Below are 22,733 nucleotides of genomic sequence, written 5' to 3'. Positions count from 1 at the left end.
TGTTGTTTGGGTAATGTCACTACATTCATTCGGAGTCTTGACAAGAGTTAATCTCTTGTCATCTCAATCAGCAACAATTCTTACGAAAAGAGCCTATAAGAAAAACGCCTTACGGCGTCCTTCTGGTTCGAGCATCGAGTTCATATGGAGGATATGAAGCTGGGTGTGTAGCAGCACTCAGCTTAATCTCTTACGTCACCTATCCGATACTCGTAGCCATGAAGTCCTTTGTAATATTCCGGGTACATCGCTCCGCCGCATTCTTCACATCGAAATTTCGGAGGGACAGTCGGATCTCCGTCATCCATCGCATCAAAATCCCGTACAACACTCAATGGAATCTCTTCGGTTATGTCACATTGTAAACAGATGTACTTGACCTTCGCTTTGTTATGCAATCCGCTTTGCTGCTTTTTCTTTCGCTTGGCTGCCTTTCGTTTCCTGGACACCAGTGACATCTCGTATCATCCTTTCCAGACATGCTTTTGAGGTGGAGCACACCGCGTACTTCACCTTCAACTTCCCTTCTTCAAGACAGGCTTCTCCCTTGTATTCATAATAACTTTCGCATTTCGGACAACATGGCGGCTTCCCCGTCTGCTCCTTGATCCGTTCGCTCCACGTTCTCCTCTTCAAGAGCCTCCTGACTTTGACGATCCATCTCCTTGCTGCTTTTTGCCACTCACTGACCATCTTCTTGCACAGACCCTTGATCCGCCTCGAGTACACTCCGTAGTAACGGATCGTCTTAAAGTTCTCATCCGGAATATGCCGAATCAGTCGCCCAATCAATTCTTCTACCGTAATCGTCTCCGTTTTCTCTTCCCCGTCATGCTTATCCCGGTAACGGAAGGTCACCGTTTCCCCATCATACGCAACAATTCGGCTCACCGCGATTGCCGGTCTTCTCATGTATCGCCCGATATATCCCAATTGCCGCTTCACATCACCTTTTTGTTTCGGTGCATGCACATAGAACCCTTCTCCATTTTCAGAGTAGGCTTTTTGTAAACGGCTTTGCACTTGTCTCTTCTCTTCGGCACTTAACTTGCGGCGGATCAGCTTCAGTACCACCGTCTGCCATTGTTTGCGCAACATCTCGAACGGAACGAAGTCATACGTTTTCCATTCCCCGTTCTTCTTCATTCCCCCCATGCTCACCAGCATATGGACGTGCGGATTAAACTGAAGCCGTGCCCCAAACGTATGTAACCCCGCGATGATCCCCGGGGTCACCTTATGCTTTTTTTCGAAATACTCTTTGACGATTCGAACCGCTTCATCCATAAATTCTTTCAACAATTTTTCCCGATGGAGCAGAAACACTTCCCGCAACCGTTCATCAATCGTAAAGACGACATGGCGGTGGTTCACCTGGAATACGTCTTGTTCCAGGAGCCGCGCCCATTCTTCCGTCTCTCCGCATGAACAGGTCGTACAGAATCTCCCTTTGCAACGATACGGTACAAGCCGCAAGTCGTGGCAACCTTCGCAGACTAGCAGCTTGAATCCGTTTCGCGGGTCTCCACATTTGCGAAACTTCTCCACTTCTTTGATCACATTGGGACGAATCCTGCCCTTATGCTTCGCGACAAACCGATCCCAATGCCCATGTTCATCAAAGAAAATTCGTTTTAGCACGTTCGTCTCCATACTCTTAACCTTACCAAAAACTAAGACGAGGTGGTAGCCTTCCCTCACCCCGGAATTTTATAAATTCTATAATTTCGAAAAAACCCATCGCGGGGTTCATTCCGACCCCGCGACGGGTTTTGCTTGCTTTCGAGTCGTACACGCCGTGCGCGCCATGCGCTCGATGGGCGTCCTGCATCAAGCGCGCGCCGCGCAAACAACGCCTCCGGGCCCCTTAACGGCCGCCGAGCGATTCGCTCGGCGTCGACGCCGCGGCCAGCTCCCGCTCCAGCTCTTCCGCATACTCGCGCTTCTGCTCGTCCGAATAGGCCAGGCAGTCCGCCATGAAATCGATCGCGGCATCCTTCCAGCGCTTCGCCCAGTCGATGTCGAACAGAACGGACCCCGTTCTCCGCAGGAAGAAATCGACGGGCTTGACGGCCATCTCCTCCTCGATCGCGTACAGCAGCTCCGCCCGCAGCTCTGGCGGAAGCCCGTGCGGATCGGCCTTCCCTTTCCCGTTCCGGATCCGGTCGTGTACGGCCGTCACGTTCGACCCGTACCGGCGGGCGAGCCGCTCCGCCGCCTCCTTCGTCAAGCCGAGCTTCACGCCGGCTTCCGTCATCTTCTGCACGAAGGACGGGAACTGCCGCGATCCCCCCACGTCGCCCCCCGAGATCGGCAGCGTCTTCGTGCCGCACGGCTCGAACGGCCCGCGCCCGGCTTCCCGCAGCTTGGCCGCGAGAAGGTCGGTCACCGTTTCCGCCATTTTGCGGTAACCGGTCAGCTTGCCGCCGGCGATCGTGATCAGCCCGGAAGCCGAGACGAAAATTTCGTCCCGCCGCGACACTTCCGACGGCGACTTGCCCGCTTCGTAGATCAGCGGACGCAATCCCGCCCAACTGGACTCGACGTCCGCTCCGGTCAGCTTCAGATCCGGGAACATGCCGTTGGCGGCGGCCAGGATATAGTCCCGATCCTCCTCGCTCATGCGGGGATGGACCGTATCTCCGGCGTAGTCGGTGTCGGTTGTGCCGACGTATGTTTTGCCTTCGCGGGGAATCGCGAACACCATCCGGCCGTCCGGCGTATCGAAATAAATCGCCTGGCGAAGGGGAAACCTTCGTCCGTCGAACACGAGATGAACGCCCTTCGTGAGCCGCAGCGTCTTCCCTTCCTTGGAGCGGTCGAGCTCGCGCAGCGTATCCACCCAGGGACCGGTGGCGTTGACCACCTCGCGCGCCTTGATCCGGTAAGTCCCGCCGCCGATGACGTCCCGGGCGACGACTCCGACGAGCTTGCCGCCTTCGTACAGAAGCTCCTCCGCCTTGACGTAGTTCGCCGCGCGCGCTCCGGCTTCGACCGCTTTTTTCATGACCTCGATCGTCAGGCGGGCATCGTCCGTCCGGTATTCCACATAGTAGCCGCCGCCCTTCAGCCCTTGCCGCCGCAGCAGCGGCTCCTTGGCCAGCGTCTCTTCCTTGCTGAGCATTTTGCGGCGCTCCTCGCGCTTGACCCCGGCCAGAAAATCGTATACGCGCAGCCCGATCGACGTCGTGAACGCCCCGAACGTCCCTCCCTGATAGAACGGCAGCAGCATCCATTCCGGCGTCGTCACGTGGGGGCCGTTCTCGTAGACGACCGCGCGCTCCTTCCCGACCTCGGCGACCATCTTCACCTCGAACTGCTTCAAATACCGCAGCCCCCCGTGCACGAGCTTCGTCGAACGGCTCGACGTCCCGGCCGCGAAATCCTGCATTTCGATCAGCGCCGTCGACATCCCCCGCTTCCGGGCGTCCAGCGCGATGCCCGCGCCCGTAATCCCGCCGCCGATAATCAAAACGTCGAACACGCCGTCTTCCAATTCCGACAGCCGTCCCCGGCGATCCGTACCGTAGTTTCCGTTCATCCGTCATCCCTCATTTTCCCGTTAATGTAAAAAAAGAACCACTTCCATCCCGCCGCGCAAGCGCGGCGGGAACGTCCGTGGTTCTCCCGATCTCCTACCGTGTATGAACTTGTTAAAGTGATTATAGCATTTTACCCGAAAGAACGAAAGCAAACGGCCGCCCCATTACGGCTTGAACGCCATGGCGGCCTGGACCGCCTTCTTCCACCCCGCGTACGCGCGGTCCCGCTCGTCTTCCGGCATCGCCGGCCGGAACGTCCGCTCCAGCTTCCAGCCGTCGGCGATCTCCTGCTTATCCGCCCAGTAGCCGACGGCAAGCCCGGCCAAATACGCCGCTCCGAGCGCAGTCGTCTCGTTGACGACCGGGCGCTCGACCTCCGCCCCGAGCAGATCGCTTTGGAACTGCATCAGAAAATCGTTGCGCACCGCACCGCCGTCCACGCGCAAGCCTTTGAGCGGCAAGCCCGAATCGACGGCCATCACGTCCAGCACGTCCTTGGTCTGATAGGCCAGCGATTCCAGGGTCGCCCGAACGAAATGCTCCTTCGTCGTTCCCCGCGTAAGCCCGAATACGGCTCCCCGCATTTCGCTGTCCCAATAGGGCGTGCCCATGCCGACGAAAGCCGGCACGACGTACACCCCTTCCGACGACGACACCCTTGTCGCGTACGTCTCGCTGTCCGCGGTCTGCTTCAGCATCCGCAAGCCGTCCCGCAGCCATTGCATCGCCGATCCGGCGACGAATACGCTCCCTTCCAGCGCGTATTCGACCCGGCCGCCGATGCCCCAGGCGATCGTCGTCAGCAGCCCGTGCTCGGAGCGGACGGCTTCGTCGCCCGTGTTCATGAGCATGAAGCAGCCGGTTCCGTACGTGTTTTTGGCCATCCCTTTTTCGAAGCAGGCCTGCCCGAACAACGCCGCCTGCTGGTCGCCCGCGATGCCGGCGATCGGCACCTCGTTGCCGAAAAAGTGGTGCTTGACGGTCCGGCCGTACACCTCCGACGAAGAGCGCACCTCCGGCAGCATGGACGCCGGAACCCCCAGAATGTCGAGCAATTCCTCGTCCCAGGCCAGCTCGTGAATGTTGTAGAGAAGCGTCCGGGACGCGTTGGAATAGTCGGTGACGTGAACCTTGCCCCCGCTCAGCTTCCAGACGAGCCAAGAATCGATCGTGCCGAACAGCAAATCGCCGTTTTCCGCCTTCTCGCGGGCTCCTTCGACGTGATCGAGCAGCCACTTGATCTTCGTCCCGGAAAAATAAGGGTCGATCAGCAGGCCCGTTTTCCCGCGGAAGCGCTCCTCATGCCCTTGCCGCTTCAGCTCCTCGCAAATGTCCTGCGTTTGCCTGGACTGCCAGACGATCGCGTGATGGATCGGCCGGCTCGTATGGCGATCCCATACGACCGCCGTCTCCCGCTGGTTCGTGATGCCGATCGCCTCGATCTGCTCGGGGAGAATTTCCGCCTGGGACAGCGAGCTGGCGATCACGCCCAGCACCGATACCCAGATTTCGCTTGCGTCATGCTCCACCCAGCCCGGCTGCGGAAAATATTGCCTGATCTCCTGCTGCGCCGTGCTGACGATGCGGCCCTGCCGGTCGAACACGATCGCCCGGGAGCTCGTCGTCCCTTGGTCAATCGCCAAAATGTATTTCTGCGACACTCAACCTTCCCCTTTCCGCCCTGCGGGCTCGAAATGCTTCCACAGCTCGTAATTCGACGTCGTTACCGCCGACGCCCCGGCGCGAAGCGCCTGTTCGACGTCGTTCACCGTCCGGATCAGGCCGCCGGCGAAAATCGGAATCCCCGTCCGTTCGGACACTTCCGCGATAATGTGCGGAATGACGCCGGGAAGGACTTCGATGAAGTCCGGCTTCGTCCTCTCGAACATGGCGTAGCTTTTTTCCAGGGCGTTCGTATCGAGCAGGAACAGCCTTTGAATCGCCAGCAGCCCGTTCTGCTTCGTTTTCCCGATGACGCCGGCCCGGGTGGACACGATGCCCGCCGGCTTTACGACCTGGCACAAATACTCTGCCGCGTATTCGTCGTTTTTCAGTCCTTCGATCAAATCCGCGTGCAGGATCGGCTTCTTGCCATGCGATTTCGCCAGATCGACGATCGGCCGGATCTGACTGATGTGGGTGTCGAGGATCACGATATATTCGTACGACAGCTTGATCAGCTTCTCCAAATCCTTCACTTTCCGGGCAGCAGGCAATACGCTCTGGTTACGGAAATTCATGTCGGCCTCTCCCTCCGCTCCCCTGAACGGGGGGCTTAAATGACAAAAAAGGAGAATGACGAACCGGTCCGACGAGGACCCAATTCGCGTGTTCTCCTTTTCTCCGCCACACATATCAACTTGAGCACATTATAAACCAAACGGAAAGGAGTGTCTATATGAAAGCGTCTTTTTTCGGATGGCATTCGGCTTGCCAAGCATTGACATCCTGAATTTGTCAAGTATGATAGAAAATAAATTAATCTGCAGGCTGCCACGGAGAAGCAGAGCCGGCAGCTAGTCCTTGCGTACTCGCGAAGGGCTAGCTGCCGGCTTTTTCTTTTTGCGTGCGCTCCGTACAAGGAGGTTACCGTCATCCGCCAAAACGCCGAAAACGCCGGGAACGCCAAGTACGTCCTTACGCTGGATCAGGGCACGACCGCCTCCCGCGCCATTCTGTTCGACCGCAAGGGGGATCCGAAGGCCGTCGCCAAAAAAGAATTCAAGCAGCATTATCCCCGGCCCGGCTGGGTCGAGCACGACGCCGAGGAAATTTGGGAGAGCCAGTCCGCGGTCATGTACGAGGTTTTGCAGCGGGCGGACGTCGCCCCCGAGCAGATCGCCGCGATCAGCATCACGAATCAGCGAGAAACGACCGTCGTCTGGAACCGGCTGACGGGCCAGCCGATCTATCGGGCGATCGTCTGGCAGAGCAAGCAATCGGCGGACATCTGCAACCGCCTGAAAGCGGAAGGCTTCGAACCGGCGGTGCGGGAAAAAACGGGGCTCATTCTCGACCCGTACTTCTGCGGCTCGAAAATCCGGTGGATTCTGGACCATGTCCCCCAGGCGCGCGAGATGGCCGAGCGCGGGGAGCTGCTGTTCGGCACGATCGACACCTGGCTGCTGTGGAAGCTTACGGACGGCAAGGTGCATGCCACCGATTGCTCCAATGCCTCCCGAACGTTGCTGTTCAACATTCATGAGCTCGAGTGGGATCCCGAACTGCTGCGCATGCTGGATATTCCGGCTTCGATGCTGCCGGAGGTCAAGCCTTCCAGCCATATTTACGGCTACGTTTCCGAATCCCTGTTCCCCGTCCCCATCCCGGTCGCGGGGATGGCGGGCGACCAGCACGCTTCCCTGTTCGGCCACGCCTGCTTCGAGAAGGGAATGGCGAAGAACACGTACGGGACGGGCTGCTTTTTGCTGATGAACACCGGCTCGGAGCCGGTTTCGTCCGACAACGGGCTGCTGACGACGATCGCCTGGGGCATCGACGGCAAGATCGTTTACGCGCTGGAGGGGAGCATCTTCATTGCCGGCGCGGTAGTCAAATGGCTGCGGGACGGGCTTAAGACGATCTGGAAAGTATCGGATTCGGACGAGCACGCGGCGGCCGTTCCCTCGGCCGACGGGGTCTATTTCGTGCCGGCGTTCGTCGGCCTCGGCGCCCCTTACTGGGACATGGAGGCGAAAGGAGCCATCTTCGGGCTAACCGCGAGAACGACGGAGGACCATATCATCCGGGCGGCCGTCGAGTCGATCGCGTACCAGACGAAGGACGTCTTGACGGCGATGGAGGCGGACTCCGGAATCAGGCTCGTCAAGCTGACGGCGGACGGAGGCGCCGCGGCGAACGAATTTCTGATGCAGTGGCAGGCGGACTTGCTGAACGTCCCGATCGAACGGCCGAGGGTGCTCGAGACGGCCGCGCTCGGAGCCGCGTACCTGGCCGGACTTGCCGTCGGGTTGTGGAGGGATCAGGAAGAGATTTCCCTGCAAATTCGGACCGGCAAGGATCGAACGTACGAACCCGATCTGGCCGAGGAGGTCCGGCAGGAGCGGTACGAAGGATGGGTGCAGGCCGTTCATGCCGCGATGGCCTTCAAAACGAAGAGCCCAAACGGCAAACGATAAGCAAAAAGCCCTTCGGCAGACGGCGCGCAGCCGCCAGGCCGAAGGGCTTTTTTAGGTGTCGTCAGACCAGATTCCAGAACAACGCCGTGTTCGCGACCGTAATCATGGTGAACAGGATCGTATTCACGAAGGAGGCGAGCCAGACGTTGTTCGTTTTCTCGAACAGCTTGCGGGCGTAGACCGCCGCGACGACCAGGCAAGGAACGAGCGCGAAGAGCAGAATGCCGTTCAACGCTTGATCCGGGTACAGCGAGACGCCGGTCAGGAAGTCTTTGCCGTATTGGGCGATCAGCCACAGCACGAGCCCGCCTACGTTCAGAACGACGGACAGCAGATAGCCGCCCTTGCGTCCCCGCGTGTTCGCGTTGAGCGCCACCACGCTGACGAAATAGTAGAACAGGAAGAACGGCAGGTACCGCAGCGCGGTGACGACGTGCTCCATTTCGAACGTGCGGACCGCAAGCACCCACAAGCGGAAGTCGGTTCCGAAAACGGCCTGCAGCGCGAACAGGAGCGCATAGCCGACGACGACCGCGATCGCCGCCGTGCACAGGCTGGCGACGATGACGACGGGGTTCAGGCTGATGCCGTACTGGCCGAACGAGGTTCCCGCCCCTTTATTCGAGAAGTAGTGGAACGCCATCGTCAGGAAGGCAAAGATCAGCGCCACCGAAATCGCCCAATAGCCGATCTGGTTCGTCGTCGGTTCGTTGAACGTCGATCCGAGCTGCAGAATCGATCCCGCATTGTCGAAGACGAGCCACATGACGAGGGACACGACCGCCAGCAGCGCGCTGCCCGTGCCGATGTTTCTTTTCTTCGCCGCGAAGCCGGCGATCGCCCCGACAACGCCCAGACCGAGCAGGACGAGGGAGATGACGACAAGGGCGTTCATTCCGCCCTCTTGTTTGTCCATCAGCGTCGGGAACAAAATCGCCGGGATGAGCACGCTGAAGGCGAACGCGATCCAGAAAAGCGCTTTTTGCAAGCCGGTCGCCGGCGCCGGTACGGCGGCCGTCGATTCCGTCACGGACTTGCGCAGGAACGGCGCTTTGAGCAGCAGGCCGATCAGCGGGACGAACATCAGGAAGAAGCCGACGAGCGCGACGCCGTTGAAGGCTTCCTTCAGCCACCAAATTTGATTGCCCGAGCCCAGCTCCGACCGGATGTCGGACGCGGCAACGCCCTCGAACGCATGGTTGTAAAAATCGATCAAGTTGGCCGTGACCGTCGGCGAGAAGTGGTTCCACGGGTGGGTCTGATTCGGCGTGAAAATGATGCGCTCGCCCGTCTCCGAAGGCCGGACCGCCTTCTCCTCCACCAGAACGTCGCCCGACTGCACGGTATAAAACTTGCCGGCCTCGGCCTGCTGATCCGCCGGCACGCCGAGAAACGATTTGCCCGACAGCGTCGCGACGAAATCCTTGCGCGTAACGGTTCCCTGCACTTCCAGCTCCGACGGAGTTTTCTCCGCGTCGGATTTGTTGAAGAAAAATTCATCGTATTGCCCCCCGATCACCCCGACCGTGCGGCTGCCGAAGGCGGCCTGGAGCTGATCCTGCGGCGCGACCGCGGAGGCGTAGGAGAAGTCCGCGCCGACGGCGATGCCCGCATGAATCATGCGGTGCCCGGCCTGCAGGGCGTTCATCTCGTCGAAATACATGGCGAGCAGCGACGAGAACCCGCCCATGGAGTGGCCGCTGACGGCGACGTAGGCGTTGCCGTTCTCGTCCTTCAGGGTGTACGGCTGGTCGTAAATATATTTGGCCGCGTCGAACTGGGAATAGATCCAGAACGTCGAGAACATCTGGTCGACCGGAATGTCGGCCGTCCAGCGGGAGTCGCCGTGGTCGTATTGGTCCAGCGCCAGGACGATGTAGCCCCGTCTGGACATTTCGATAGCGGGCGCGTCCTGCATTTCCTTCGAGTTCAAATAGCCGTGCGTCGTCACGATGACCGGCCGCGGATTGTCGGGGCCCGCTCCCTCCGGCATGTACAGCAGCCCGTGAAGCTGGCCGTGATCGGCATCGAACGAGATTTCCTTTACTTTTACCGAGTAGAACGAGGTGTGGAACATGCCGGCCAGGAAGCTTCCGACGATCATAAGCGCCAACGAAATGGCCAGCAGCCCCTGCGGCTTTTTCCAAAACGATCGAGATTGTGCCATGTGCAGACTCCTTCTGAGTTTTATTAGCGGGTGACAGCGCTGTCATTCCCTTGCCGAATGAAAAAAACCACAACGCCATCGACCGCGCGATTCGCGCAGCCAAGTGTTGTGGTGTCTCCCGTTCTCCAACCCGCTATTAATTTGTGATCATTATAACACGGAAAATTTGGGTTGAATAGCCCTTCGCGGGAGTTGGGCCCGGACGGGAGGCCTGCTACAATAAAAGGAACCCCTGCCGGATTCCCGGCGGCGGTCATCGGGCATGATGCGCAGTACCTATTCGAAAATAGACCGGACGAAGGAGCGGCTGAAGATGAACGACGAAATGGTGGACTGGGCCGGCGCCATGAGGCTCGTGGATCGGCTTGACGCGGAGGCCGCTGCCGATCCGCTGGAGGCTTTCGCTCTCGACGAGCTGCTGTGCAGGCGCGCCGGCGAGACCGGAGAAGCTTTCTGCCATATGTGGCGGCATCCGAACGCCTTCGTGCTCGGACAGCGCGACAGCCGGCTGCCGCATGCGGCGGAGGCGTCGCGCTGGCTGGAATCGCAGGGCTGGCAGGTCGTCGTGCGCCATTCCGGCGGCGCGGCGGTGCCGCTCGATGCCGGCGTCGTCAATCTCTCGCTTATTTTTCCGAAAAGCGGCGGCGCGGACGCGCGCTTTCGCCAGGACTTCGAGCGGATGTACGCGTTCGTTCGCGAGGCTCTCGCCTTCGCCGGCGTCGCCGTGGACAAAGGCGAGATCGCGGGCGCCTATTGCCCCGGCGACTACGATCTTAGCATCGCGGGCCGCAAGTTCTGCGGCATCGCCCAGCGCCGGCAGCTGCGCGCCGCCTGCGTGCAGGCGTTCGTCGTCGCGGGCGGAGCCGGCGCCGACCGGACGCGCCTCGTGCGCGCGTTCTACGAACGCGCCGCGCCAGGCGCGGAGCCGTCCGCCTACCCGCAGGTGGCGGACGGCAGCACCGCCAGCCTCGAAGAGCTGGCGGGCTTTGGCGCGAACGCGGCGCGCGCGTTCGCGGACGCGGTCCGGCGCGCGATCGGGCGCCGGCAGGGCGCGGCGGGCGCCGCTGCGGCATTCGGCGCCGCCGGGGCAGCCGCCGCCGGGACCGCCGGGGCCGGGGCCAACGCCGCCGGCGAGCCCGGCCCGCTTGCCGGCCGGCCCGCCGAACCGGCCCCGCTCGCTGTCCCGGCCCCGCTTGCCGTCCCGCCCGCCGAACTGCCGGCCGCGGCCGACATCCGCGCCATGGCCGAAACGCTTCGGCAGCGGTACCGCCCGCGGAGCCAGTAGCTCGTTCCTGCCGAGCAACATTTGTGCTCGGCTATGAGGCTTTCGACCGTCCCGGCCCGGTTATGGGCGGGAACCCGGGAACCGAATGGGGTTGGGGTCGGTTTGGCTTTGACGCGGCGGGATGCGGTTATGCCGATTGGCGCCAAGCGCTAAGACGAAGGTTCGTACGAAACCATACAAAAACGTCCACAGAACCGCCCAACAGACCGATTTTGTATGAAAAATCATACAAACGGCATCACAAAAGCGCCAAATGACGGAGTTTTGTATGAAATATCACACAAAAACGCCAGCAGAACCGCCCGACGAGCCAATTTTGTACGAAAAATCATACAAATGTCTTCGAAAAAGCGCCAAATGACCGGATTTTGTATGAAATATCACACAAAAACGCCAGCAGAACCGCTTGGAGGCCGGCTTTGCAGAGTAATCGTATGGTTCACGGACAGGCGGATGGAGAAATTTTAAATATTCCTTTACAAGAATATTCCGTTCATGGTATATTCGATTCGAGGTACGGTTTACGAACCGAGGAAACGAGGTGGATCGCATGATTCAAACCGAAGTTGCAATCTCCGCCGTACTTCGCGCAACATGGCTTAAAGGAATGGCCAGATGATGGAAACCGCGATATTCAGCGCGCTGGCCGAGCCCCATCGGCTGCGCATCGTCGAGCTTTTGAAAAACGGTCCCCTGACGGTGAACGAGATCGCCGAGCGCCTGCAAATCCGGCAGCCCCAAGCCTCGAAGCATTTGCGCGTCCTGCTGGAGGCCGGGCTCGTCGAAGTCGAAGCGGTCGCCAACCGCCGGAATTACAGGCTGCGGTCGGAGCCGTTCCAGACGCTGTACGATTGGCTGAAGCCTTACCTCAACGTTTGGAACGAGCGTTTCGACAATCTCGATATTTACCTGCAGAAGCTGCAAGCCCAGGAAGACGATCAGCCCGAATAATGACCCTGTCAACCCAAATCCAGGGAGGAGTCGCGCATGTCGAACCGGATGTCGATCAAAGCGGAAGGCCGGGAGTTTACGATGGAGAGGATTTTCGATGCGCCCCGCGAGCTTGTGTTTAAAGCGTTTTCGGAAGCGGAGCATTTAAAGCAATGGTGGGGGCCGAGAGGCTGGGAGCTGACGGCGTGCGACATCGATTTCCGTCCCGGCGGCGTCTGGCATTACTGCATGAAATGCATGGACCCGAATCAGGGAGATTTCTACGGCATGGAATCCTGGGGCAAATCGGTCTATCAGGAGATCGTCCCGAACGAAAAGATCGTCTATATCGACTACTTCTCCGATGCCGAAGGCAACATTTCGGAGGACATGCCGGCTCCCGAATCTACGGTGGTTTTTCAAGAGCATGAGGGCAAGACCAAGGTAATCAGCATTTCCCGGTACGATACCCCCGAAGCGCTCAAAACCGTTGTGGATATGGGCATGGAGGAAGGGGTCACCCAAACGTGGGATCGTCTGGCCGAGCACCTGCAGGCGGCACAACCATAAAACGGCGTTTTCCGAGGGGGTGCCGCGGCGGATTTGTCCGCCCGCCGGCAGCCCCTTCCCTTTTCGCAAGCGGAGCTCATCCCCGCAGCAGCGCAAACGCCATGCCCGGCGACCCCAGCCGAATTTCACTGATGACGCAGGCCAGCATGAGCGCCTCCTGCAGCCGGCTTTGCCGGATGTCTCCCAGATCGATCATGTCTCGCCAGCCCAAGTCCTCCAGCAGCGATTTGACCTGATTTTTCGCGCGAGCGTCGTTGCCCGACACGAACATCGCGGGCATGCCGTCCCGGAAGCTCGGATGGACCATCCGACGGTCGCTGACCGTGTTCAGCGTTTTGACGACGCTGCTGTCCGGCAGCCACCGCTGAACGAGCTCGCCGGCCGACGTGTCGCCGTACATCAACCGCGGACCGTCTTCGAAACGGACGGCGTTGGTGACGTCGACGACCGTTTTGTTTTTCAAAACTCCGGGCTCCAGACGTTCGAGCGCCTCCTTCAAGCCGTCCCAGGGCAAAGCCGCGAAGACCGGATCGCCGAACCTTGCCGCTTCGTTCAAGGATACGACGTCCCCTTTTCCCCCCGCCTCCCGCTTCCATTCCCGATGCTTCGCATGCTCGGGGTCGCGGCTGCCGATGCGGACTTCATGACCCGCCCGGATCAGCCCCTCGCCTATGGTTTTTCCCACGCGTCCTGCGCCGAAAATGCCGATCTTCATGAATACCCGCTCCCTTCTACGGGAGATTATAGGAGCCGAGCCCGCGGGCCGGCAATAAGGCACTTTTTCGTTTCCCGCCCATGCCGCATGCGAATGCATTATAATATGAATAAAAAAACGGAGGACGCGATGAAACGATGCCCGCTCAATTGAACGATTGTCCCGTGGAGCGCGTGTTTTCGATGCTGAGCGGCAGATGGAAGATCCCGATTTACCGACACTTGCACACCAGCCGGGGGCCCGTGCGTTACAGCGAATTGCTGCGCCATCTCCCCGCCATTTCCGGAAAAATGCTGACCGAACAACTCCGCGAGCTGGAAGCCGACGGGATTGTCGAAAGAACGGTCACCCCGGATATCCCGCCCAAAACAAAGGTCGAATACTCCCTCACGCCTCAAGGGAGGTCCATGATCGGCTTTCTGGATCGGATGAGCGAATGGGGAATCGCGCATATCCGGAACTTGGGCCCCGAACAATGACAGGATGGCGCCGCTCCAAAGTCCCGCCGACGCAAAGGCGCAATTTTTTATCGCCATTCGGCAACCTCCGGAAGGAGTCGGCCCGCCGGGAGACGAATGTGTTCACGATGATTCCGCCAAAGGAGGAAAACCGATGAACGCCGGGCAGCCCTTTATTTTACTCGTCACCGGAATTATGGCGAGCGGCAAATCGACCGTCTCGCAGCTGTTGGCCGAACGGTTCGACCGGTCCGTGCATTTGCGCGGGGACATTTTTCGAAAAATGATCGTCAACGACCGCCGGGAAGTGCGGCCGGACTCGGACGACGACGGGCTGGACCAGCTGCGGCTCCGCTACCGGCTGGCCGCACAGGCCGCGGATGACTATCTGGAGGCGGGATTCAACGTCATCGTCCAGGACGTGGTCGTGGGACGAGTGCTGGAGGACTTTGTCTCGTACGTGCGGAACCGTCCGTTTTACGTCGTCGTGCTGTGCCCGAACGCGCAGGCCGTCGAGGCGAGGGAAGCCGCGCGGCCCAAGTAAGGCTACGGCATCTGGACCGTATCGGGCCTGGACGACGTGCTGCGCAAAGAGACGCCCCGGATCGGGTGGTGGCTGGATTCGTCCGAGCTGACGCCGGAGGAGACCGCCGACGCCATTCTGCGGCAATTCCGGGAAAAGGCGCTTGTCGCCGAGTAGCGGCGCTGCGATCCGACGAAGGATAAGCCCGTTTTCCATCAGCCGGTGCCGGAAGCCGCTTGTCCGAGAACGACGCGAGCCTGCTCGGCATGAGCACGACACGCTCATCCCCGCCGACAAGGTGCAGGGTCCCGCGCGGAACAGCCGAATTTTGCACGCTGCCGAACTGCGGCGGGACGGGCTCGAGCAGCTTCGGCAGGCCCGCGACGAGCATAACCGGTAAAATGAAGTCTCCCGACAGACTAGAGCCGCGCAGGTATGATATACTCGGGCTATGACAAACGAGACGATGCATCGCGATAAAGGGGCCTCCGGCAAAACGTGCCGGCAATGCCTCGAATTCAAGCCGCTGGCGGAGTTTTCCGGCAGAAGCGGCAGAAGATCCGGCCGCAGGAGGCGCCGCGGCGTCTGCCGCGAATGCCGGCGGAAGGAGTGGTCCGGCGCGGCGGCAAGCCCGGCCCTTCCCGCGCCGGCGGCTTCGGGGCCCGCCGCCGCGGACGCGGCGCCCGGGTCGGCGCCGGCAGTTCCGCTGGCGGCAGTTCCGCTGACGCCGGCGCAGCCGGCCGGCATGAACGCCGCCGGGCTCGCGATCCCGGACCCCGGTGCGGCGGCCCCGGAGTCCGGCGCGGAAACCGCGGAAGCCCCGGCGGCGGACGCTCCCAAGCCGAAGCGCAAGCGGCGGCGGCGCAAACGCAAAAAAGCGCATGCGGCGAACCCCGCTGCGCCTTCCGCCCACTCTCAACCCCAAGCCCTGGCCAAAGCCAGGCCCGTCAAGCTCCCGGTCGATCCTCCCCCGGCTCCGGCCGGCCTCAGACCGACGAAGCAGGGCTTCGTCCGCATGCTCGGCAAGTCGGATAACGGCCGCCGCTGGTATCAGGAGATCGAGCCGGAGCTTGCGTTCATTCTCGTGCGCGAGCGCGCCGCCGTCGTCGCGAGCCGCCACACGATCCGGCGCCTGTACAGCAACAAGGAGTTTCGCCGGCTTATTCTGGAACGCGACAAGTATACGTGTTACTTCTGCGGACAATACGGGGACACGATCGACCATCTGCTCCCCCGCGCCAAAGGCGGCCATACGACTCCGGTCAACTGCGTTTGCGCCTGCAACCTGTGCAATCAGTCGAAAGCGGACCGCGACCTCGACGAATTCATTCGCGCTTCGGATTGAAGCGCCGAACGAACCCGCCGGGACGCGTCCGCTTTCGGCCGTTTCAGTCTTCGTTCGGCTGCGAAACGATATGCCGGACCCGGCCCACCTGGCCGTCCGTCAATCTCACCTTGATGCCGTGCGGGTGAAACGCCGACTTCGTCAGCAAATCCTTCACGATGCCGCGCGTCGTTTTGCCCGTTCGCTGGTCCTGCTTCAGCACGATGTCCACTTCCAGTCCCGGCCGGACATCGCCGCGGTTTTTCCCGTTTCCTTCCACCTGTCGTACCCTCCGCTGTCGGTATCTGTTCTGCCATCTTACCATACCGCAAGCCGAGGACGAAATTTCGGTCAGCTCAAATACCGGTCGGGCACGTATTCGATTTTCGATTCGGCGTCGATCGTCAGCGCCTGCCGACCGTCGTCGTACGCGACCGGTCCGTCTTTCACGTAGAACCACGTTTTGATCGTCGGCTCGTTTTCCTCCGAGTAATCCCGGAACACGAACACGTTAAGCTCGCGAGCCAGCTCCAGCAGCTCCTCGATTTCCGGGCCGCGGGGCGTCGTCACCGTAAACCGGTAGCCGCCGTCCGCTTTTTCCTCCAGCTTGTAAGGAACGGGGCGCTTGCCCGTATCGATAAAAATTTTGCCCCCTACCGCATGCTTGACGATAAACGTTTCCTTCATCCCAAGCTCCCTCCTTTCGGCTTTCGGCCGCTTACGGCAAATCGATCAGCATCAAAAACGTCTCTTCCCCGCCGGCCGCAAGCGCGAGCTCCGGTTCGTCCGCGATCCGGGCTTCGTCGCGGGTGCCGAGCGCCAGGCCGTTCGCCGTCAAGCTTCCTTCGATAACAAACAGGAAAACCCGCCGTCCCTTCTCCTGCCGGAACGCAAGCTCCCGCCCCGCGTCCAGCCGGCTCAAATAAATCGTCAGGTCCTGCTCGACCTTGGCGACGCCTTCCGCAGGAACGGCCGCCGCCACCGGCAGCAGCGCATTGCGCAGCTTGGCCTGATCGTACCGGGCCGTCTCGTAGGAAGGCGTCAGCCCTCTTTCCCTCGGCATGAACCACAGCTGGAGCAGGTTCAGCTCCTCCGATTCGGACGGATTGTACTCCGCGTGAACGACGCCGCTGCCCGCCGTAATCCGCTGCACTTCGCCTGCCGATGTGATTTCGACGTTGCCGAGGCTGTCCTCGTGGCGGATTTGCCCCTTCAAGATGATCGAGACGATCTCCATATCGCTATGCGGATGAGCGCCGAAGCCCCGTCCCGGAGCGACAAAATCGTCGTTGCACACGCGCATGACGCCGAAGCCGCTGTTTTCCGGATCGGCATATTCTCCGAACTGGAAGCTCGGGCGGCTTTTCAGCCAGCCCAGATCCGTCTTGTGGCGCAATCGCTCGGGATAAAGTTGAATCATGGGACGCCTCCTCTTTTTATAAAATTGAAAGTAACTAACCGAATTATAGTTGAATCTCGGCGGAATCACAACCGCGTTTTTGGCGGACATAACGGGCGCCCCGCTTCGAACGTCTCCGGAGCCCGGAACGGCGGGGGTTCGCCGTCTTTGCCGTCATCTTTTGCCCTTGTTTTTCCAAGCATAAGCTTCTTTTGCGAAACTAATTCCACATGGCCCGCGTCTAATCAATGGATCTTATTTCCAATGTCGCAGGAGGCTCCCGATATGCAGGCTTCATCCTTGATTAGCAAAAAATGGATCGCTTTAACCGCCGTGTTCGCGTTGGCCGCGGCCTTGTTCGCCGGTTTCCGTCCCGGCACCTCTTCCGCCGCCGGAACGCCGGACGATCCGCCTCCGGTTAACGTCCCCTCGTACCAGTGGGCGTACAACATCAAGCAATCGAATCCGGAAAGCGCTTTGAAAAAAGGCACGACGTTTCTGTCGCTGAACGAGCTGTCGACCCTGTTCTCCGATCTAGTGCTGTCCTACGACCAGACGACCCGCTACCTGATCGCGACCGCTCCGAACCTGCGGCTGAAGTGGCGCGTCGGCTCTTCCAAGGCGCTCATCAACGACTCGGTGCATGCGATGTCGACGGCTCCATTTTTGAAAAACGGAACGCTGTTTGTTCCGCTGAGAGACATCGTCATGGTCGCCGGCGCTACGATGAAGCTGGACACGAGCGGCACCCTGCTCGTCGACTACGGCCCGCGAAGCCTGCTTGGAGGCAGCCCGGCCGGCTGGTACTGGGTGCGCAAGGACAACGGAAACGTCTATACGGCAGTCGGCTCCGAAATGCCGCGAAGAATCGGCTATTCCGGCGTACGGGTCACCCAATACGGGTACCTCGACGTGAAAAAGACGGGCGAAACCTCGCTGCTGCTTACGGTCACCCATTCGCACGGCGAGCCTGCGCTCGGCACCGACATTTATCGCTTGGTCGTATCCGGAGGAAAGCTCGTGCGGGAGACGGCCGTGGAATACTACGGCATGGCCCGCGCGCAGAGCGTCGAGGAGGCGGACGGCCTGCTCGTCCTGCTGGACGGCTCGGAGCTGCAGCTCGTCCGCCCGGACGGCTACGTGCAGGAGCGGTTCGATCTGAAGGCGCTGGGCGGCTACGACGACACGTATACCGTGGAGTATGCATCGGTCGAGGATCGGCTGCTGCTGATCCGGCCTTATATCCGCGGCACGACCCTGCTCGTCGATTTGCGGGACGGCTCGGCTGCCGCGCTGTACAAGGAGCTTCTGTCCGAGGAGGAAATTACGCGGATCGAAACGACGGAGCCGAGTCCGTTTGTTCCGGATGCGGCCGACAATTTAACGTTCGTGAAGCGCGACGGGGACAGCTTCGTTTTCGACTATCGCAACCTGTTCACCGGGGAGCAGTCGCAGCTGACCTATACGCTTCAATAGCGTCACGCGCGCAAACGGTTCATAAAACGAACGGGGCTGTCCGTCGGGTCAGATTTGACCCTGTGGACAGCCCCTCGCATGATGCGCCGCCGGGCCGATTGCGCCCCATGTGGTGCACGGTAAGCGTCAAATAGCCCCCACCTAGCGGCGGGAGCTCAGTTCGACTAATCTGTAGTTACTTTTTACTTAATCGGCACTCAGCCGGTAGCTCGTGCGACCATGGCATGAAGGGTTCGAGCGCGTCGGCATCGAGCGGTCCAGAGATTTGCGGCAACTGCTCGAAGAGGTACTTTAAGTAGTTGAACGGGTGCAGACCATTCTCCTTGGCCGATTCGATCACGCTGTAGATTACCGCGCTAGCCTTCGCGCCGCGAGGCGTGTTGGCGAACAGCCAGTTTTTGCGCCCGATCACGAACGGTTTGATCGACCGCTCGCTCCGATAGTTGTCGAGCTCCAGCCGCCCATCTGACAGGAACGCGGTAAGCTTATCCCACTGATTCAAGCTGTAGGCGATCGCTTGACCGGACAGGCTCTTCGGCAAGGTTTTGGACCGTTGCTCCTTCAGCCATCCATGATAGGCGTTAAGCACCGGCAGGCTTTGCTCCTGCCTCTTCGCCTGTCGCTCTTCAGCGGAGACTTCGGCAAGGTCCCGTTCAATCGCATACAGCTGGTTACAGTAAGCCAGGCCCTGTCCTGCACCGGTTCCCAGCTTCCTCATCTCCGGCGGCCCTGCCTTCAGCGCCTCGTCGTACTTGCGCCGGGCATGTGCCCAACAACCGACGAGCTTCACGTCTGCCACCTTGTGGTACCCAGGGTACCCATCCACATGCAAATAGCCTTTGAATCCGGACAGGAAGTTGCGCGGATGTTCGCCGCCCCGCGTCCGTTGGTATTCGTAGAGTATTGCCGGCGGCACATCACGTCCGGTCCGATATAGCCACAGGTAGGACGTCGCTTCCGCGGACTTGCCTTCTTCGCGCAGCACCTGAAGCGTCGTCTCGTCGGCATGCAGCACTTCTTGCCGCAGCAGATACGCCTTCATGGCAGCAAACAGCGGAGACAGCCATTGCTCCGCACCATACATCATCCAGTTCGCCATCGTCTGGCGAGACAACGTATAGCCAAGACGCGCGAACTGCTGCTCTTGCCGGTACAGGGGCAAGCCATCCACATATTTCTGCGTCATGACGTAGGCCATGCTGGACGGCGAAGCCAAGCTTCCGGGATAGACGGGCCTCGGCATGGGCGCCGTGACGATGGGTGTCTGGATCTCATGACGCTCGCAGTGGCGGCAAGCATAGACTTGACGAATATGCCGCATGACCTTGACCTGCGGGGGCACCAGCGCGATCTCGCTGCGCATCTCAGTCGTCATCTCATGCAGCGAGCCGCCGCAGCAAGCACAGGACCGTTCGCCTTCCTCGAGTTTGTACACGACGGTCTCTACCGGCAGGTCGGAGAAGTCGTCTTCACGCTTGCCCGTCTGTTTGCGGCGCTCGTACGTGATCTTCTCTGTAGGTGGCTCTTGTCCGGCTGGTGTGGCCAGCACTTCGGCTTCGTTGAACAGATTCAGCTCCATCTGGTCCGGATTCGTCTTCTCGCTGGAAGTGCCGAAGCGCTTTTGCTGCGCCAGACGGAACTGTTCCTCGTACCACTTGAGCTTGGCCGATAGCTCGATATTTTGTTGTTCCAGCTTCGCATTTTGTTGCCGAAGCTCTTCGATCTGAGGCGATTCCGCTCGATTTTCCATATGGTATACTTCGGCACGGATGGGGGCAACGCCTGCCATAACATATGTCGAATTAAGTAAGGAATAGATTGCTAAATGACCGTAGCGGCGGTCACTTTCGGGTGAGCCTGCCGCTGGCTGAGCGAAAGTCCGTCCAGCAGCCAGCGGAGCTCGCGGGTCGTGACCGTGACCGGATCGCTGTGATCCCTGGGCCACTGGAACGTGCCGCGCTCGAGCCGGCGGTAGAACAGCCAGAAACCGTTGTGCTCCCAATACAAGATCTTTAACTTGTTCCGCTCGCGGTTGCAAAAGACGAACAAGCATGGAGAGAATGGATTCAGTCCGAGCCCCTCTTGGACAAGAGCAGCCAATCCGTCGATGGATTTACGTAAATCCGTGCTGCCACAAGCCAGAAATACCTGACGGCTGGTTAATTCGCTCAGCATATGACCTCCAAAGCCTGCACCACGTCGCGGAGCAAAGCGGGATTGAACCCGGCGTCAACCTCGATGACGGCTGCGCCGATTCGGATGCGAAGGCAAGCCGAAGGTGTGGCTTCCGGCTCGGGAGTAATATGAGCTTTGACGAAGGTGGCTGACTTGACAGCAGCAGGGGATGAACCGCTTAGTCTCTTCATCCATGTATAGAGCCCGCGACGATCCACCTGATTGGCTTTGCACCATCTTGCTGCTTTTTCTCCACTGGAACGGAAAGCGGCAATTCGTTCTTCCCATTTCTTCTGTACGTCTTCTCTGGCCATAAAAAATCCTCCCCCAATTGGACTATGAGGAGGATTATCTCACGGTTATTGCAAGGAACGAAGGTGGGGAGAGTTTGACGCTTACGGTGAAATGAGTCGTTTTTATAAGAAGGCTCTTTTCTAAAAGATTGTTGCTTTAAAAGGCATATGATATAATTAGACCAGAACATTCGTTTGGGGAGGATGAAAAACAATGGACTGGCATTCTGTTTATGGAGATTTTAGCGATTTGCCAAAGGCTGAACAGCATCGGTTATTCCAAGCTATTCAAGATACTCTTTTTCCTGAACCGAAAGAGGATATTGCCAATATGGTTGGGGACATTCGAGAAGTCCGTTTCAGCAACGGCTTGGCGTGTGTCCATTGCGGAAGTGTATGTATTAAACGGAACGGGAAATATCGTTCTCGCCAGCGATACTTATGTAAGGACTGTGGCAAATCGTTCAATGACATGACAGCAAGCCCACTCTCTGGAACTCATCACCCCCACAAATGGCTGAAGTATTTTCAGTTGATGGTCGAAGGAGTTACCCTACCCAAAATCGCAGAACAATTGGATATACACGTTTCTACTGCATTTTATTGGCGACACAAGATTCTAAATGCTCTGCGTTCTCTTGGCTTTTCAACATTGCGTGGAATCATTGAAAGTGACGAAACCTACTTCTTGGAAAGTGATAAGGGTAAGAAATCAATCTCGCATCGAAAGCCTCGGAAACGAGGAGGCAAGGCTAAAAAACGTGGCATCAGTAAAGAACAAATTAGCATAGTTGTAGCCCATGACCGCAACGGCAACATTATGTCTAAATTAGCTGGACGTGGGCGTATTACAGCAGATGAAATTGAGCAGACATTAGGTACATGCCTTGATAATGAAATTGTTCTTTGCACGGATTCTGCCACAAACTATAAGGCATTTGCGAAGAAGAGGGGCATACCTCATGAAATCATCAACTCCAACAAAGGAGAACATGTTAAAAAAGGCGTTTATCATATCCAACACGTTAACGCATATCATCAGCGTTTAAAGAAGTGGATGGAAAGATTTAATGGGGTCGCTACAAAATACATGGATAACTATCTCATGTGGTTCCGCTTTTTAGAATTGCAGAAGAAACTTAACAAGAAACTACAAACAAAATCAATGGTGTTGGATGCGTGTAAGAAAGCTAATTTTACACTTGTTCGCACATTCAAAACTGCGTAAGGAGCGATAAAAATGGATAGATGTTGTCAAATAACCACCGAAAAACCAACACCGCCTACTCAATGTCCTGTTTGTTTACAAAAGGGCAAAAGTGTTCAATTGATTACGCTCAAGGCATTGCTTAAGCCAACAGCGTTAGAAACTATTCATCCTGAAATGACTTACAATTTTTGCACTAATGCGTCTTGTGATGTTGTGTATTTTAGTGGTGAGCAGACCTTTGGCAAGGGTATGCTCAAAGTCTCGGTGTTCCAAAAAGACGATGCGTTGGATGTACCTGCATGTTACTGCTTTGGATGGACGAGAGAACGGTTAATACAAGCTGTTCAGGAAAACCAGCATCCAATTGACCATATAAGAGAACAAGTTCAAGCTAATCGTTGTGGGTGTGAGGTTAATAACCCCCAAGGAGCCTGTTGTTTGGGTAATGTCACTACATTCATTCGGAGTCTTGACAAGAGTTAATCTCTTGTCATCTCAATCAGCAACAATTCTTACGAAAAGAGCCT

General features: G+C 58.6%; 21 protein-coding genes and 1 pseudogene. 10 read left to right on the top strand and 12 right to left on the bottom strand.

The window, feature by feature from the left end:
• Nucleotides 1–390: 390 nt before the first annotated feature.
• From H582_RS26900 to H582_RS0110255, 4 genes are all read right to left on the bottom strand, one after another.
• The gene (locus H582_RS26900) at nucleotides 391–1,653 is read right to left on the bottom strand and encodes an IS91 family transposase (protein ID WP_043111181.1); all 1,263 of its coding nucleotides are present in this window, start codon (nucleotides 1,651–1,653) and stop codon (nucleotides 391–393) included.
• A 214-nt stretch (nucleotides 1,654–1,867) separates the two neighbouring features.
• The gene (locus H582_RS0110265; protein WP_028598488.1) at nucleotides 1,868–3,541 is read right to left on the bottom strand and encodes a glycerol-3-phosphate dehydrogenase/oxidase; all 1,674 of its coding nucleotides are present in this window, start codon (nucleotides 3,539–3,541) and stop codon (nucleotides 1,868–1,870) included.
• A 165-nt stretch (nucleotides 3,542–3,706) separates the two neighbouring features.
• Nucleotides 3,707–5,203 carry a glycerol kinase GlpK gene (glpK, locus tag H582_RS0110260; protein ID WP_028598487.1) on the bottom strand — a complete coding sequence of 499 codons (1,497 nt, stop codon included), beginning with the start codon at nucleotides 5,201–5,203 and terminating at the stop codon, nucleotides 3,707–3,709.
• The gene (locus tag H582_RS0110255) at nucleotides 5,204–5,782 is read right to left on the bottom strand and encodes a glycerol-3-phosphate responsive antiterminator (protein WP_028598486.1); all 579 of its coding nucleotides are present in this window, start codon (nucleotides 5,780–5,782) and stop codon (nucleotides 5,204–5,206) included.
• A gap of 354 nt (nucleotides 5,783–6,136) precedes the next feature.
• Between H582_RS0110255 and glpK (H582_RS0110250) the strand changes: the two genes are divergently transcribed.
• On the top strand, nucleotides 6,137–7,681 hold the full coding sequence (glpK, locus tag H582_RS0110250) for a glycerol kinase GlpK (RefSeq protein ID WP_028598485.1): 1,545 nt from the start codon (nucleotides 6,137–6,139) through the stop codon (nucleotides 7,679–7,681).
• Between the two features lie 61 nt (nucleotides 7,682–7,742).
• Here the strand turns inward: glpK (H582_RS0110250) and H582_RS0110245 are convergent, their stop codons facing one another.
• Nucleotides 7,743–9,848, bottom strand: coding sequence for an alpha/beta hydrolase family protein (locus H582_RS0110245; protein ID WP_028598484.1), 2,106 nt, complete (start codon nucleotides 9,846–9,848; stop codon nucleotides 7,743–7,745).
• 313 nt (nucleotides 9,849–10,161) lie between these two features.
• Between H582_RS0110245 and H582_RS0110240 the strand changes: the two genes are divergently transcribed.
• The 3 genes from H582_RS0110240 to H582_RS0110230 all read left to right on the top strand — a co-directional run bounded on the left by H582_RS0110240 (nucleotide 10,162) and on the right by H582_RS0110230 (nucleotide 12,633).
• Nucleotides 10,162–11,133, top strand: coding sequence for a lipoate--protein ligase family protein (locus tag H582_RS0110240; RefSeq protein ID WP_028598483.1), 972 nt, complete (start codon nucleotides 10,162–10,164; stop codon nucleotides 11,131–11,133).
• Nucleotides 11,134–11,751: 618 nt separating this feature from the next.
• Entirely contained in the window at nucleotides 11,752–12,084 is a 333-nt protein-coding gene (locus H582_RS0110235; RefSeq protein WP_028598482.1) for an ArsR/SmtB family transcription factor, read from the top strand.
• Nucleotides 12,085–12,120: 36 nt separating this feature from the next.
• Nucleotides 12,121–12,633: an SRPBCC domain-containing protein gene (locus tag H582_RS0110230; protein WP_028598481.1), complete on the top strand. Its 513-nt coding sequence runs from the start codon at nucleotides 12,121–12,123 to the stop codon at nucleotides 12,631–12,633.
• 76 nt (nucleotides 12,634–12,709) lie between these two features.
• Here the strand turns inward: H582_RS0110230 and H582_RS26895 are convergent, their stop codons facing one another.
• Nucleotides 12,710–13,348, bottom strand: a complete 639-nt coding sequence (locus H582_RS26895; protein ID WP_052333127.1) for an NADPH-dependent F420 reductase — start codon at nucleotides 13,346–13,348, stop codon at nucleotides 12,710–12,712.
• Between the two features lie 137 nt (nucleotides 13,349–13,485).
• Between H582_RS26895 and H582_RS0110220 the strand changes: the two genes are divergently transcribed.
• From H582_RS0110220 to H582_RS32805, 3 genes and pseudogenes are all read left to right on the top strand, one after another.
• The gene (locus H582_RS0110220) at nucleotides 13,486–13,827 is read left to right on the top strand and encodes a winged helix-turn-helix transcriptional regulator (RefSeq protein WP_028598480.1); all 342 of its coding nucleotides are present in this window, start codon (nucleotides 13,486–13,488) and stop codon (nucleotides 13,825–13,827) included.
• Between the two features lie 133 nt (nucleotides 13,828–13,960).
• Nucleotides 13,961–14,506: pseudogene (locus tag H582_RS26890) on the top strand (P-loop nucleotide/nucleoside kinase family protein).
• Nucleotides 14,507–14,795: 289 nt separating this feature from the next.
• Complete coding sequence (locus tag H582_RS32805) at nucleotides 14,796–15,674, top strand: HNH endonuclease (RefSeq protein WP_084137033.1); 879 nt, start codon at nucleotides 14,796–14,798, stop codon at nucleotides 15,672–15,674.
• Nucleotides 15,675–15,717: 43 nt separating this feature from the next.
• On the opposite strand, the gene H582_RS0110205 is transcribed toward H582_RS32805, so the two are convergent.
• From H582_RS0110205 to H582_RS0110195, 3 genes are all read right to left on the bottom strand, one after another.
• Nucleotides 15,718–15,933 carry a YwbE family protein gene (locus H582_RS0110205; RefSeq protein WP_028598479.1) on the bottom strand — a complete coding sequence of 72 codons (216 nt, stop codon included), beginning with the start codon at nucleotides 15,931–15,933 and terminating at the stop codon, nucleotides 15,718–15,720.
• Between the two features lie 71 nt (nucleotides 15,934–16,004).
• Nucleotides 16,005–16,340, bottom strand: coding sequence for a hypothetical protein (locus H582_RS0110200; RefSeq protein ID WP_028598478.1), 336 nt, complete (start codon nucleotides 16,338–16,340; stop codon nucleotides 16,005–16,007).
• Between the two features lie 31 nt (nucleotides 16,341–16,371).
• On the bottom strand, nucleotides 16,372–17,073 hold the full coding sequence (locus tag H582_RS0110195) for a pirin family protein (protein WP_028598477.1): 702 nt from the start codon (nucleotides 17,071–17,073) through the stop codon (nucleotides 16,372–16,374).
• Between the two features lie 264 nt (nucleotides 17,074–17,337).
• Between H582_RS0110195 and H582_RS0110190 the strand changes: the two genes are divergently transcribed.
• Nucleotides 17,338–18,528, top strand: a complete 1,191-nt coding sequence (locus H582_RS0110190) for a copper amine oxidase N-terminal domain-containing protein (protein WP_028598476.1) — start codon at nucleotides 17,338–17,340, stop codon at nucleotides 18,526–18,528.
• A gap of 175 nt (nucleotides 18,529–18,703) precedes the next feature.
• Here the strand turns inward: H582_RS0110190 and tnpC are convergent, their stop codons facing one another.
• From tnpC to tnpA, 3 genes are all read right to left on the bottom strand, one after another.
• A complete protein-coding gene (gene tnpC, locus H582_RS0110185) occupies nucleotides 18,704–20,278 on the bottom strand; it encodes an IS66 family transposase (protein ID WP_028598475.1) in 1,575 nt (524 codons plus the stop codon).
• Between the two features lie 71 nt (nucleotides 20,279–20,349).
• Nucleotides 20,350–20,703: an IS66 family insertion sequence element accessory protein TnpB gene (gene tnpB / locus H582_RS0110180; protein WP_028598474.1), complete on the bottom strand. Its 354-nt coding sequence runs from the start codon at nucleotides 20,701–20,703 to the stop codon at nucleotides 20,350–20,352.
• Nucleotides 20,697–21,017 carry an IS66 family insertion sequence element accessory protein TnpA gene (gene tnpA / locus H582_RS31800; protein ID WP_080836822.1) on the bottom strand — a complete coding sequence of 107 codons (321 nt, stop codon included), beginning with the start codon at nucleotides 21,015–21,017 and terminating at the stop codon, nucleotides 20,697–20,699. The genes tnpB and tnpA overlap by 7 nt, the downstream gene beginning before the upstream one ends.
• Before the next feature lie 193 nt (nucleotides 21,018–21,210).
• Here tnpA and H582_RS30870 point away from each other — a divergent pair, with 193 nt between their 5' ends.
• Nucleotides 21,211–22,224, top strand: coding sequence for an IS1595 family transposase (locus H582_RS30870; RefSeq protein ID WP_084137024.1), 1,014 nt, complete (start codon nucleotides 21,211–21,213; stop codon nucleotides 22,222–22,224).
• A gap of 12 nt (nucleotides 22,225–22,236) precedes the next feature.
• A complete protein-coding gene (locus H582_RS30865) occupies nucleotides 22,237–22,689 on the top strand; it encodes a putative iron-sulfur cluster-binding metallochaperone (RefSeq protein ID WP_084137021.1) in 453 nt (150 codons plus the stop codon).
• The last annotated feature ends 44 nt before the right edge of the window (nucleotides 22,690–22,733 follow it).

The sequence above is a fragment of the Paenibacillus pasadenensis DSM 19293 genome, from assembly GCF_000422485.1.
Lineage (GTDB): Bacteria > Bacillota > Bacilli > Paenibacillales > Paenibacillaceae > Paenibacillus_O > Paenibacillus_O pasadenensis.
The sequence above is the reverse complement of the archived record's forward strand: the minus strand, read 5'-3'. Positions and strand labels throughout refer to the sequence as shown.